The sequence below is a fragment of the Neisseria yangbaofengii genome (genome assembly GCF_014898075.1).
GTDB lineage: Bacteria > Pseudomonadota > Gammaproteobacteria > Burkholderiales > Neisseriaceae > Neisseria > Neisseria yangbaofengii.
Map to the genome: position 1 here is coordinate 401065 of NZ_CP062976.1, position 12584 is coordinate 413648.

The 12584-nt window shown below is 47.9% G+C and carries 11 protein-coding genes; 6 read left to right on the top strand and 5 right to left on the bottom strand.

Going from position 1 to position 12584, the window contains the following annotated elements; genetic code table 11:
- Positions 1-54 precede the first annotated feature (54 nt).
- Positions 55-2265: a RelA/SpoT family protein gene (locus H4O27_RS02145; protein WP_165006646.1), complete on the bottom strand. Its 2211-nt coding sequence runs from the start codon at positions 2263-2265 to the stop codon at positions 55-57.
- Positions 2266-2445: 180 nt separating this feature from the next.
- Here H4O27_RS02145 and H4O27_RS02150 point away from each other — a divergent pair, with 180 nt between their 5' ends.
- Entirely contained in the window at positions 2446-3096 is a 651-nt protein-coding gene (locus H4O27_RS02150) for a GrxB family glutaredoxin (protein ID WP_165006908.1), read from the top strand.
- Positions 3097-3241: 145 nt separating this feature from the next.
- Here the strand turns inward: H4O27_RS02150 and H4O27_RS02155 are convergent, their stop codons facing one another.
- Positions 3242-3490 (bottom strand): hypothetical protein, encoded by a 249-nt coding sequence (locus tag H4O27_RS02155; RefSeq protein ID WP_165006643.1) that lies wholly within the window; start codon positions 3488-3490, stop codon positions 3242-3244.
- 369 nt (positions 3491-3859) lie between these two features.
- Between H4O27_RS02155 and H4O27_RS02160 the strand changes: the two genes are divergently transcribed.
- Positions 3860-4636: a FadR/GntR family transcriptional regulator gene (locus H4O27_RS02160; RefSeq protein WP_165006640.1), complete on the top strand. Its 777-nt coding sequence runs from the start codon at positions 3860-3862 to the stop codon at positions 4634-4636.
- 92 nt (positions 4637-4728) lie between these two features.
- Here the strand turns inward: H4O27_RS02160 and H4O27_RS02165 are convergent, their stop codons facing one another.
- Positions 4729-5109: a hypothetical protein gene (locus H4O27_RS02165; RefSeq protein ID WP_165006636.1), complete on the bottom strand. Its 381-nt coding sequence runs from the start codon at positions 5107-5109 to the stop codon at positions 4729-4731.
- 68 nt (positions 5110-5177) lie between these two features.
- Here H4O27_RS02165 and H4O27_RS02170 point away from each other — a divergent pair, with 68 nt between their 5' ends.
- Both H4O27_RS02170 and H4O27_RS02175 read left to right on the top strand, forming a co-directional pair.
- Positions 5178-6587: a DEAD/DEAH box helicase gene (locus tag H4O27_RS02170; protein WP_165006633.1), complete on the top strand. Its 1410-nt coding sequence runs from the start codon at positions 5178-5180 to the stop codon at positions 6585-6587.
- A 296-nt stretch (positions 6588-6883) separates the two neighbouring features.
- On the top strand, positions 6884-7798 hold the full coding sequence (locus H4O27_RS02175) for a calcium-binding protein (RefSeq protein ID WP_165006631.1): 915 nt from the start codon (positions 6884-6886) through the stop codon (positions 7796-7798).
- Between the two features lie 291 nt (positions 7799-8089).
- Here H4O27_RS02175 and H4O27_RS13290 read toward each other — a convergent pair whose 3' ends face one another.
- On the bottom strand, positions 8090-8224 hold the full coding sequence (locus tag H4O27_RS13290) for a hypothetical protein (RefSeq protein ID WP_255464519.1): 135 nt from the start codon (positions 8222-8224) through the stop codon (positions 8090-8092).
- 439 nt (positions 8225-8663) lie between these two features.
- Here H4O27_RS13290 and H4O27_RS02180 point away from each other — a divergent pair, with 439 nt between their 5' ends.
- The gene (locus H4O27_RS02180; RefSeq protein ID WP_206224735.1) at positions 8664-9548 is read left to right on the top strand and encodes a TauD/TfdA family dioxygenase; all 885 of its coding nucleotides are present in this window, start codon (positions 8664-8666) and stop codon (positions 9546-9548) included.
- A 22-nt stretch (positions 9549-9570) separates the two neighbouring features.
- Positions 9571-10374, top strand: a complete 804-nt coding sequence (locus H4O27_RS02185) for a sulfite exporter TauE/SafE family protein (protein WP_165006628.1) — start codon at positions 9571-9573, stop codon at positions 10372-10374.
- Between the two features lie 119 nt (positions 10375-10493).
- On the opposite strand, the gene dnaK is transcribed toward H4O27_RS02185, so the two are convergent.
- Positions 10494-12422, bottom strand: a complete 1929-nt coding sequence (gene dnaK, locus H4O27_RS02190) for a molecular chaperone DnaK (protein WP_165006625.1) — start codon at positions 12420-12422, stop codon at positions 10494-10496.
- Positions 12423-12584: the final 162 nt, after the last annotated feature.

Below are 12584 nucleotides of genomic sequence, written 5' to 3' on the forward strand. Positions count from 1 at the left end.
CCCGGGAAATCAAGGCCGTCTGAAAGTATTGTCTTTCAGACGGCCTTATTGATTTTACAAACGTGTCACACTCAATACGCCTTTGACATCGGTCAGGCTGGCCAACACGCGGGGAAGGTCGTTGACTTGGCGGACTTCCAGCGTAAAGCGCATGCTGGCTTCCAGGTCGCGGCTTTGGGTTTGTACAGCCGTGACGTTGAGTTTGTGGCGCGCTAAGGCATCGGATACATCGCGCAACAGGCCGCCGCGGTCTTGTGCCCGGATTTCCACGTCCACGGCGAAGACTTGGCCTTCCTGCAAGGCTGCCCAGCTTGCGTTCAGCACTTTATCCGGTGATTGTTCGGCCAAATGTTGGAAGGAAGGACAGGTTTTGCGGTGCACCGAAATACCACGCTCGCGGGTGACAAAGCCGATGATGTCGTCAGGCGGGGCGGGTTTGCAGCACTTGGCCAGCGTGGTAAGCAAGCCGTCTTCGCCGTCGATCAACACGCCGTTTTTGCCGCCTTTTTTGATTTTTGATTGTTTGACGATGGTGGTTTCGTCCACCGGCACCGGCGGTGGTTCGTTCAGCGTGCCGCAGGCTTTTTGAATCGCGCGCGGCGAGATTTCACCCTGGCCGATGGCGGTGTATAAATCATCAAGTTTTTTGAAGCCGAGTTTTTCCGCCAAGTCTTGCAGATTGGGTTTGGGATTGATTTTGACGAGCTGTTTGTCAAGTTGGGCGCGCCCGTCTTCTTTAATCGCATCGGCGTTTTGCTGGCGGATAAACGAGCGGATTTTGCTGATGGCTTTGCTCGATTTCACCCAGCCTTCGTGCAGCCAGTTTACGGACGGGTTGCCTTCTTTGGCGGTGATGATTTCGACACGCTGGCCGTTTTCCAAGGCTGTGGAAAGCGGTACGATTTGGCCATCGACTTTGGCGCCGCGGCAACGGTCGCCGATGCTGCTGTGCAGCGCGTAGGCAAAGTCGATGGGGGTTGCGCCGGCCGGCAGCGACAACACTTTGCCGTGCGGCGTCAATACGTAAATGGTGTCGTGGAACAATTCGGTTTTAAAGGCGGCGGCGAGATCTTCTTTGCCGCTTTCGGCCATGTTTTCCCGCCAGTCGAGCAGTTGGCGCAGCCAGGCGATTTTCTGTTCGTAGGCGGCATCGCCTTTGCCGCCTTCTTTGTAGCGCCAGTGGGCGGCAACGCCGAATTCGTTGAACTGGTGCATGTCGAAAGTGCGTATCTGCACTTCCACGCCTTTGTCTTCCGGCCCGACAATCACAGTATGCAGCGATTTGTAGCCGTTGCCTTTCGGGTTGGCGATGTAGTCGTCAAATTCGCCCGGAATCGGCTGCCACAAACTGTGGACAATGCCCAGCGTGGTGTAACACTCGGGCACGGTATCGACTAAAATCCGCACGGCGCGGATGTCGTAAAGCCCGTCGAAACCGAGTTTTTTCTTGACCATTTTTTTATAAATGGAATAGATGTGTTTCGGCCGGCCGGCCACTTCGAAATGCACGTTGTATTTGGTGAGTTCGCCACTCAAAATATTGAGGAAATTTTCAATATATTCCAGCCGCTCGGTGCGTTTTTCATCTAAAAGCTGCGCGATTTCGCGGTATTTTTCCGGCTCTTGGTGGCGGAAGCCCAAATCTTCCAATTGCCATTTGAGCTGCCACACGCCCAAGCGGTTGGCCAAAGGCGCGAAAATATCCAGCGTTTCTTTGGCTAATTCGCGTTTCTCCGGCGAATCTTCCTGCGAACCGATGTATTGCATGGTGCGCGTACGCATGGCGAGTTTAATCAGCACCACACGGATATCGGTGACCATTGCCAGCAGCATTTTGCGCATGGTTTCAGCCTGTTGCGCACACTCTTCCGGCGTGGCCAAGCTGTCAACCTTGGCAAACTGGGTCAGCTTTTGCACTTCGTCAATGCCCTTAATCAGCTCGCACACGGTGGCATTGCATTGCTCGGTGACGGTTTCCTGCCAATGGTCGCAATAGCTGGAAATATCGGCCAAAATAGTGGCAGCTACCGCATCGGCGAGCAAATCCATTTCGTTCACCATCTTCGCCGCGCCCATCAGGTTGCTCAGCACAGGTTCGCCGCTGACGGTTAAGACATCGTGCGGATAGTATTGCTCGGCCAGATTCAAGGCCGCCTGAAGCATCTGGGCATCGCGCTCTGACTGTTTGGCCAAATAGGGGGCAAACCAATTGCGGTATTGTTCGAGATTCGGCGCAATGTTGCTGGTGGTGGAGATTCCGTTCATGGCGTAGGAAGAATTCGGTTACGGAAACACCATTGTAACAGGATTGGCGGATGTTAATAATAGCTATTGGTGCTATTGGTATATTAAACTTTCGGCCGAATCAGGACGGCTGAAAGGGCGGATGCTTGTTTCAGACGGCCTGAAGTGATAAGGTAATCATGTTACTATTGGAGCTTTATGATGAAACTTTATATTTACGATCATTGTCCGTTTTGTGCGCGCGCCCGCATGATTTTTGGTTTGCGCGGTTTGCCGTTGGAAACGGAAAATCTGATGAACGACGACGAAGCCACACCCGTCGGCATGATTGGTGCCAAACAAGTGCCGATCTTGCGGAAAGAAGACGGCTCGTTTATGGGCGAGAGCTTGGATATCGTGCGTTATGTGGATGAGCAGGCCGGTCAAGGCCGTCTGAAAGAAGACATCCGTCCCGAATTGCAGGCTTGGTTGGACAAAGTCGGCGAATACAACAACAAACTGGTGCAGCCGCGCATGGTGAAAATCGGCTTGCCGGAGTTTGCCACGCCGGAAGCGGTGAAATATTTTGTCGATAAAAAAGAGCAGAATATCGGCAATTTTGATACCAATCTCAATAAAACCGCGCAATATCTGGAGCGCATCAATGCCGATTTGCCGGAGCTAGACGGCTTAATCGGCGGCGAAGGCGTGGGCGTAAACGGCGAAGCGGCGATGGAAGATATTTTGCTGTTCCCGATTTTGCGCAACCTGACCGTGACACGCGGCATCGAATGGCCGCAAAATGTGATGGATTATCTGATGCGCATGAGCGAAGCGAGCGGCGTGGATTTATATTTTGACCGTGCACTGTAACGCCGAAACATCAAAGGCCGTCTGAAAAAGTAAGGCGGCAAAATCATCGATTTTTGCCCAACCTGTTCAGACGGCCTTTGTTTTCAAGTTGCTCTTAACGGCGTTTCCAGGGAGTAAAAAGGCCGTTATCTTGATTTAACGCTGCTTATTGTGCAGCAGAAGTAGGTGCGTCAGCCGGAGCTTGTTCACCGGCTTTGCGTTGAAAGCCTTTGTCTTTCATGCAGGCATCAAACGCGGCGCGGTCAGCATTTTCGCCGGCAGCTTGTTGGCATTGGGCAATGGCTTCTTCCACGCTGATTTTCGGAGTCGGATTTGGCGCTTCAGCAGTTTTGCTGCTCGAACACGCGCTCAACAGCATCGCAGCGGTCGCAACGGAGATAAATAAAGTTTTCATATTGTATATTCCTATATCATTGATGTTTACCGGGGTTTCCGGTGGCTGCAGAATCAAGTCTGCAAGTGATTGAGTGGCAATGATGGGATTTAGTTTCATTTGACGGTGTAAAGTTTGCGCCATTTAAAAAGCATAACCGTTAATGACAGAAATGAAATGACTATCCACTCAACAGTTTGCAGCGTTAAATTCCATAGCGATTATTACAATATCATGGCACAAAGAGCAATCATTAAAAAATAAAATACACAATGCGTCATGGAAAAACGCGGCAAGATTGACGACAAGAACAGCGCATCGGTAAAATCACGGTCGAAGATTGGTTTGACCAATTTTATCGATTTGTACGTACCGCACACAGAAAAAATCATGACAAAATTAGTTCGTCCGCAAAAGGTCAGTGACCAGATATTGGCGGTTTTAGAAGAGCGGATTGCCGCCGGTGAATACCCCGAAGGCCAGAAAATTCCGCCCGAGCGCAGTTTGGCCGAAGAGTTTAATGTTTCGCGCCCATCGGTGCGCGTGGCCTTGAATGTGTTGATTGCCAAAAATGTATTGGAAGCACGGCAGGGTGATGGTTATTATGTTTCCGCCAAACCGCAGCAGGATTTTTTGGCTGATTGGCAGGCTTTGTTGGGCAAGCATTCCAATTGGGAACGTGATGTGTACGATTTCAGCTGCCGCATTGAAGGCTGCATGGCAGCTTTGGCGGCCGAGCGGCGCACCGATACCGACTTGAAGCGCATTGAATTTTGGTTGGACAACTTTGAAACCGCCTGCCGCGAAGGCAATCTTGATCATCAGGCCGAAGCGGATTATTCGTTTCATCAGACCATCGCCGATGCAGCGCACAATCTTTTGTTCAGCCATTTATCCGCCAGTTTGCTGAAAATGCTTTATGAACAAACCCGCAGCGACATCATTCATACCGACCACGAGTGCAATCCGCGCCCGACTTTAATCGCGCATCACCGTGCCTTGTATGAAGCCATCAAAGCAGGCGAAGCGCAACAAGCCGCCGACATTGCGCGCCGACATTTGGATTTTGTGTCCGAACGCATTCGCGAAGGGCGCGAATACCAAAGCCGTCGCAAGCATGCCGGTACTTTGGCGCAGCATGATCTGAATAAAGTCAAAGGCTGGTGATTGGATAAAAAAGGCCGTCTGAAAACAGTATCTTAACCTGTTTTCAGACGGCCTGATTGATTAGAAGCCAAGTTTAATCGTAGCAAACAAGATTAACCGTCGTCATCGCGGCGGTCGTCATCTTCATCTTCTTCGCAATAACGCTCGCGCTCATTGCGGCCGGAACGGCGGCACGCCGTCTTCATCGTCTTCATAACGGCTGTTGCGGCGATCGTTGTAGCAGTCGTTGTAATCGGTGATATCGGCTTTGCGGTTGCGGTGATAAGAATACATTGCACCGGCCAAGCCGAGTGCAATAATCGCGAAAAAATCTGTTTATCGGGATTGGTTGCGATGTAAATGGCGGAGGGTGTTCGGACGGTCTGTTTGTAGGGTTTTGTCACCGATTCAGGTGGGAGCAGGGCGCGTTTTGTGGCATAATCCATTTTCTTATTGCTTTTTTCAGCCGCAGATATTCCGCGTTGCGGTTTCAATCTATTATCCTGATTCCTTTTTTCAGACGGCCTAACGGATAGGCCGTCTGAAACAGAAAGATACTTCTATGAATCCATTTGCAACTTTAGGCTTGGGCAACGAAATCGTTTCTGCATTAAACCAGCAAGGCTATGAAAATCCGACGCCGATTCAGGCAGCCGCCATTCCGAAAGCCTTGGCCGGACACGATTTGCTGGCCGCCGCGCAAACAGGCACCGGTAAAACCGCCGCGTTTATGCTGCCGAGCTTGGAACGTTTGAAACGCTATGCCACCGCCAGCACTTCGCCGGCCATGCATCCGGTGCGCATGCTGGTGTTGACGCCGACGCGCGAATTGGCCGACCAAATCGACCAAAACGTGACAAGCTATATTAAAAACCTGCCGTTGCGCCATACGGTATTGTTCGGCGGCGTGAGCATGGACAAACAAACCGCCGGGCTGCGTGCCGGTTGTGAAATCGTGGTGGCCACCGTCGGCCGCCTGCTTGACCATGTGAAGCAGAAAAACATTAATTTAAACAAAGTCGAAATCGTAGTGTTGGACGAAGCCGACCGTATGTTGGACATGGGCTTCATCGACGACATCCGTAAAATCATGCAGATGTTGCCGAAGCAGCGCCAGACTTTGCTGTTTTCCGCCACCTTCTCGCCGCCGATTCGCAAATTGGCACAAGATTTTATGAATGCGCCGGAATTGGTGGAAGTGGCGGCGCAAAACACCGCCAATGCCAACGTCGAGCAGCACATTATCGCGGTAGACGGCATGCAGAAGCGCAATCTGTTGGAGCGTTTGATTGTCGATTTGAACATGAATCAAGTGATCGTGTTCTGCAAAACCAAGCAAAGTGTGGATCAAGTGGCCCGTGATTTGGTGCGCCGCAATATTGCCGCTCAATCGATTCATGGCGACAAATCGCAGCAAACCCGTTTAGAAACGCTTAATGCGTTTAAAGAAGGCAGCCTGCGCGTGCTGGTGGCGACTGATGTGGCTGCTCGAGGTTTGGACATTGCTGAATTGCCGTTTGTGATTAACTACGAGCTGCCGACGCAAGCAGAAGATTATGTGCATCGGATCGGCCGTACCGGTCGCGCCGGTGCCGATGGCGTGGCGATTTCCTTGATGGACAAAACCGAACAGAAAATGTTTGAATCCATCAAAGCATTAATCGGCAATGATTTGCCGGTAGAGCGCATTGAAGGTTTTGAACCGGCATGGTGGGGCGGCGAAGCAGCGGCGGAACCGCAACGCAGGCCGTCTGAAAACCGCAGCCGTGATGAGGAACGCAAAGAACGCAGTCCGCGCAATGAACGTTATCAACGCAATGAACGTAGCGAACGCAATGATCGCACCGAGCGGCAAGACAAAGCCCGCAATGACCCGGGCGTGGCGTGCAGTAAAATTGCCGGACGCAACCGCCGTCACCGGGGCGAGCGCCAACCTTGCGCCTTGCTGCAACCGAATTTCGGGGTAAATTAATCGGCGTGATATGGTTATCGCATTGAACATTAAAAGGCCGTCTGAAATGTTTCGAGAGAATGTTTCAGACGGCTTTTTTTAATCCTGATGAGAAAATAAACTATCTATTTACATCTTAAGTATTATATTAATTAAGTATATGATATTTAAATGGTAAATGATAGCGATTATCGAAAAATAAAGCCGTATTTCTTAAGCCGCAGAAGTTGTCACGGAAGGAGAGTACATTACACCGAAAATTATTCGGGAAAATATTTTGCTCCTTGATTATTTTAATTTAAACCGGGAGTGTAATAATGAGCAAAACGCATGCAACTGTAAGCAAAATCTGGAATGGCTGGGGCTACAACATCACCGGCACTGCAGCGGCAGATTATCTGAAGGGCAGTATTTTGAACGACAAATTATACGGCCGCAATGGTGATGATACGCTGGAAGGCGGGGCGGGCAACGATACGCTTAACGGCGGTAAAGGTGCCGATAAAATGTTTGGCGGCAAGGGCAACGACACTTATTTTGTCGACAACACTTGTGATGAAGTGATTGAATGCACCGGCGAAGGTGTGGATACCGTGATGACTTATGTTGATTACACGCTTTCCGACCATGTCGAAAATATTACTGCTCTGGGTTGTGAAGACCTGTGCTTGACCGGTAACGCGCAAAACAATGTGTTAACCGGCAACAGCGGCAACAACCAATTAGACGGTGGTGCCGGTCACGATACCTTGTACGGCGGTGGCGGTAACGACCATCTGTATGGCGGCAGCGGCAACGATGTGCTTTACGGCGGCACCGGTGACGATTGCCTGAACGGTGAAGACGGCTGCGATATCATGGTGGGCGGTATCGGTAACGATACTTACACTTTCAGCGCAGGCCAAGACGTGATCAATAATTGCGACGATGGCTGCGGCACTGATGTTTTGTTCTTCTATAATGATGTTTGCTTGAGCGATGTCACGTTCAACCGCGTGTGTGAAGATTTGGTTGTGAGTACCAAAGACGGTCACTCAACCACCATCAACGATTGGTTCTACGGTGCCAATAACCAATTGGATGCCTTCTTCTTCCAACAAGAAAATGGTTCGATTGATGCGAAACAAATCAATCAGGCTTTGGGCAAATCGGCTTACGGTTGCATCAGCGCCGATTGCTTCAACATCATCGAAGATGCGGCGATTCAATGTCAGGTTCAATGCGTGGCTTAATCGGCAATTGAGTAATTGGAAAAAAACGGGTTCTGTTTTTACAGAACCCGTTTTTGTTTTAGCCGGATTGCCCGGCCGATTAGCGAAGTGTGCGGTGTTGGGCGTGTTTTACTCGTTTCATGTTTTTCTTCGCTACTTTTTGATGCTGCTTTTTTGGCTTTAACGGCTTTTTTCGGCCGCACGGCTTTTTTGTATAGTGGGTTCACTTTGAAATAGGACAAGGCGGTGAGCCGAAGACAGTAGATAATACGGCCAGGAGAACCAACACCGTACTATTTTAAAGTGAATCCACTATATTTTACCGGGTTTCTTCACTTGTTTGCTTTGCGCCGGCTTGTAATCGTGTGGTGCAGAGGAGGCCGAAGGCGCAGCTATCAGGCCGGCAGAAATCATCAGGAAAGAAGCGATTTTAGTTAGGGTGTTCATGGGAGGACCTTCCGAGTGTGGGGAAATAAGTAACGAGGGATAGGCTGTGAAATTCGCCGTATCGCGGAACGCATTATTCATTTTTTCAATGTTAAGCGGTCGGCGTTTGGTGAAATTGAAATAAAATGGGTTGGCGATGGTGAACAAATACAGGGAAAATGTGGCTGTATCACGGTATTGGGTTAAATGGCCGAAATACCTTAACTTATTTTGAGCTTGATGCTTGAGGCAGGTTTTCGACGGTCATTTGTAATGAAAATTAAAGGTTTGCTTAAAATATTTTAAGATAGGTAATTTTTAATCTTTATAATATGGGCAAGTTCTATTTATATGCAATTGTAAAACAATGGCATTTTAATTTTAATTGTTGACAATTTAACGATTTTAAATTAAATTTCCAGTTAATTTGTTAAGGAGTGTTATATGCTGGATTTAAATAATGAGCTATATAAAAGAGCTATCACTTTACCCCCCCCCTGTACAATATCTTGCTGATAGAGAATATTTAGACAAAGATGGATTCGTTGTCAATAGGATTTTGTTGGATGAAAAGCTGCCTGATACACCTGTTGAAACAGGTTTTGTGTCTAATAAAGTTATTTCTGTGGCAGTAACTAATCTGATTGCTTATTTAAATGCTTTGAAGCTTTATCCGGTTGTTTATGAAGGTGAAAATGATGGCCGATTGATTAGGCATGTGGTACCGAGATTAGGTTTTGAGGAGCAAATCAGTTCTTACGGATCATCAGAAACTTTTTATCCTCATGTAGATAACCCCGATTTAAGTATGACAGGGGAAACGGATTCGGATACCAGTCCTATTCCCCATACTTTGACATTATTATGTTTACGACAGCAAAAAGGTATGGCAACCAGTATTGTCCCTTTGGCTGATGTTTTATCGGATTTATCACAAGAGGATATTGAATTACTATCATTACCTCATTATAAGGTAAAGCGTCCTGCATCATTTCAAAGTAATAATTTGATTAAATCAGACTTGCCTATCTTACGAAAATATCATGATTCTTATCTTTCAAGGTTTGATTATCATAATGTTTTTTCTGATTTTCCTGATGAACAGCAGGCATTGCAAAGGTTACAGAAGGCCAGTTTGAATCAAGACAAGTGGATTTCATTATATTTAGAGCCCGGGCAAGCCGTCACTTTTGATAATCAAAAAGTATTGCATACGAGAAATGGATTTAAGCCATTATTCAACGGTAAAGACCGATGGTTGTTGAGGGTATTCGGTCTGTATGATGATTCATGGAAAAATCATTTATTATCAAAAGATTGTAATCATCATTTGCATACGAAATAATTTTTAAATAGGACGCTAAATTATGGAACACTTATTTGTTGAAGGCAGCTTGATTGCTGAATATTTTTATATTGGTTTGAGTTTATTGGTATTGGCTTCATTAGTGGCTGGTTATATTGATGCGATTGCGGGTGGTGCAGGGTTGATTCTGATTCCTGCATTTTTTATGGTGGGGTTGCCTCCGCAAGTGGCTTTGGCTCAGGAAAAATTAGTGAGTACTATCGGTACGTTAGCTGCAATTAAGAACTTTATGAAAAGCAGCTCAATTGTGTGGAAAATTGTGCCGGTAGGTATTGTTTCTGCTTTATTAGGTGCTTATATAGGTGCGGAAGTGATTTTAATGCTGCCTGTCGAAACGATTACCTATATCATTATGGCTTTTCTACCTGTCGGTCTAGCTGCGACTTTGTTCAAAGGTAAGCTTTTGAAACAGGTAGAAGAGGGTGGGCAGGAGATTAAAAAGTCTGTGTTAGCAGTATTCGTAACGTGTTTGATTGTCGGATTCTACGATGGTTTTTTCGGGCCTGGTACAGGTAGTATTTTCATTATTGCGCTGTTTATGATTAATAAACTTACGCTTCTTCAAGCTTCGGCTACATCGAAGATTTTTAATTTTGCATCCAATATTGGTGCTTTTGCTGCATTTTTGATTGCAGGGAAAATGGCGTTTTTAATTGGGATTCCAATGATTTTAGCTAATTTGGTTGGTAATCATTTTGGCAGTTTACATGCTATAAACAGTAATGGGGAAATTATTAAAAAAGTTTTGATAATTACAGTAGGTATGATTTTTTGCACCATGATTTATAAAGCGTTATTTGCTTGAGAGTTGGCAATGATGCTGTCTAAAGAGTTTGTTTTCAGACAGCATCATTAAAAGTATAAAACAAACGCGAGCCTTTTCAGACTCGCGTTGTCCTTTCTTTTGGTTTGTTTCAGACGGCTTTATTTTTTGTCGTCTTTCACTTCTTCAAAGTCGGCGTCAACCACATCGTCGTCTTTCTTCGCCGCGTTATCCTGTGTTGCGCCTTCTCCCGCTTGGGCTTCGGCTTGCGCTTGAGCGTAAACCATTTCGCCCAGTTTTTGGCTGGCTGCGCCCAAGGCTTCGGCTTTGGCGTCGATGTCGGCTTTGTCGTCGCCTTTTACGGCTTCTTCGGCTTCTTTCAGTGCGGCTTCGATTTTTTCTTTCTCGGCAGCGTCGAGTTTGTCGCCGTAGTCGGCCAGCGATTTTTTCACTGAGTGAATCAGGGCTTCGGCTTGGTTGCGGGAAGCGACCAATTCGGTCAGTTTTTTATCTTCTTCGGCGTTGGCTTCGGCATCTTTCACCATGCGTTCGATTTCTTCTTCGCTCAAGCCGGAAGAGCCTTGGATGGTGATGTTGGCCGCTTTGCCGGTGCCTTTGTCTTTGGCGGAAACGTGCAGGATACCGTTGGCATCGATGTCGAAGGTTACTTCGATTTGCGGCATGCCGCGCGGTGCGGGAGCGATGTCGCCCAAGTTGAACTGACCCAAAGATTTATTGGCGGAGGCACGTTCGCGTTCGCCTTGCAACACATGAATCGTTACGGCCGATTGGTTGTCCTCGGCGGTAGAGAAGGTTTGTGAGGCTTTGGTCGGAATCGTGGTGTTTTTCTGAATCAGCTTGGTCATCACGCCGCCCATGGTTTCGATACCCAGAGACAATGGAGTCACGTCGAGCAGCAGTACGTCGCTGCGGCCGCCGCCTAATACTTCGCCCTGAATCGCAGCACCAACGGCTACGGCTTCGTCGGGGTTTACGTCTTTGCGCGGGGCTTTGCCGAAGAATTTTTCCACTTCTTCCTGTACCTTAGGCATACGGGTTTGGCCGCCCACCAAAATCACGTCGTCGATTTTGCTTGCGCTCAAGCCTGCGTCTTGCAGGGCGATACGGCAAGGTTCGATAGAACGCTTAATCAAGTCTTCAACCAAAGATTCGAATTTGGCACGGCTCAGTTTCAATACCAAGTGTTTCGGGCCGGTAGCGTCCATAGTGATATACGGCAGGTTGATTTCGGTCTGCTGGCCGCTTGAAAGCTCGATTTTGGCTTTTTCGGCAGCTTCTTTGACGCGCTGCATAGCCATTGGATCGCCTTTCAAATCAATGCCTTGTTCTTTTTTAAACTCGTCAATGATGAAGTCGATGATGCGTTGGTCGAAGTCTTCGCCGCCCAAGAAGGTGTCGCCGTTGGTGGCCAGTACTTCAAACTGTTTGTCGCCGTCCACATCGGCGATTTCGATGATGGAAATATCGAAGGTACCACCGCCCAAGTCGTAAACCGCTACTTTGCGGTCACCGCCGGATACTTTGTCCATACCGAAGGCCAATGCAGCTGCGGTCGGCTCGTTGATGATGCGTTTTACATCCAAACCGGCGATGCGGCCGGCATCTTTGGTGGCTTGGCGTTGGCTGTCGTTGAAGTAAGCCGGAACGGTAATTACCGCTTCAGTCACTTTCTCACCCAAATAGGCTTCGGCAGCTTCTTTCATTTTGCGCAGTACTTCGGCCGAAACTTGCGGTGGCGACAATTCTTTGCCTTGTGCTTTCACCCAAGCATCGCCGTTGGATGCTTTGATGATTTCAAACGGCATGGTTTCGATGTCGCGTTGTACTTCTTTATCTTCGAATTTGTGGCCGATCAAGCGTTTGGCCGCATAGATGGTGTTTTTTGCGTTGGTAACGGCTTGGCGTTTGGCCGGTGCTCCGACCAATACTTCGTTGCCGTCAAGATAGGCAACCACTGAAGGGGTGGTGCGCGCGCCTTCGGCGTTTTCAATCACTTTGGTTTGACCATTTTCAGAGATGGATACGCATGAGTTGGTTGTACCCAAGTCAATACCGATTACTTTTGCCATAGTGTGATAGCTCCTGGTAAAAAATTTAAATTACTGATTAATGAATTGGTTTGAACTTGTCGTTCAGTTGGCTTGTAGATAAGGGTGTTCAATTTTTTTTCAAGACTTGGAAAGAAATTTTTTTATGATTTAATTCAAGTGCTTGATTTATTTATCCACAGG

Excerpts from the sequence above, each read along its gene's own strand:
- H4O27_RS02145 (WP_165006646.1), bottom strand. The coding sequence starts at position 2,265 with ATGAACGGAATCTCCACCACCAGCAACATTGCGCCGAATCTCGAACAA.
- H4O27_RS02150 (WP_165006908.1), top strand. The coding sequence starts at position 2,446 with ATGAAACTTTATATTTACGATCATTGTCCGTTTTGTGCGCGCGCCCGC.
- H4O27_RS02155 (WP_165006643.1), bottom strand. The coding sequence starts at position 3,490 with ATGAAAACTTTATTTATCTCCGTTGCGACCGCTGCGATGCTGTTGAGC.
- H4O27_RS02160 (WP_165006640.1), top strand. The coding sequence starts at position 3,860 with ATGACAAAATTAGTTCGTCCGCAAAAGGTCAGTGACCAGATATTGGCG.
- H4O27_RS02170 (WP_165006633.1), top strand. The coding sequence starts at position 5,178 with ATGAATCCATTTGCAACTTTAGGCTTGGGCAACGAAATCGTTTCTGCA.
- H4O27_RS02175 (WP_165006631.1), top strand. The coding sequence starts at position 6,884 with ATGAGCAAAACGCATGCAACTGTAAGCAAAATCTGGAATGGCTGGGGC.
- H4O27_RS13290 (WP_255464519.1), bottom strand. The coding sequence starts at position 8,224 with ATGAACACCCTAACTAAAATCGCTTCTTTCCTGATGATTTCTGCCGGC.
- H4O27_RS02180 (WP_206224735.1), top strand. The coding sequence starts at position 8,664 with ATGAGCTATATAAAAGAGCTATCACTTTACCCCCCCCCTGTACAATAT.
- H4O27_RS02185 (WP_165006628.1), top strand. The coding sequence starts at position 9,571 with ATGGAACACTTATTTGTTGAAGGCAGCTTGATTGCTGAATATTTTTAT.
- dnaK (WP_165006625.1), bottom strand. The coding sequence starts at position 12,422 with ATGGCAAAAGTAATCGGTATTGACTTGGGTACAACCAACTCATGCGTA.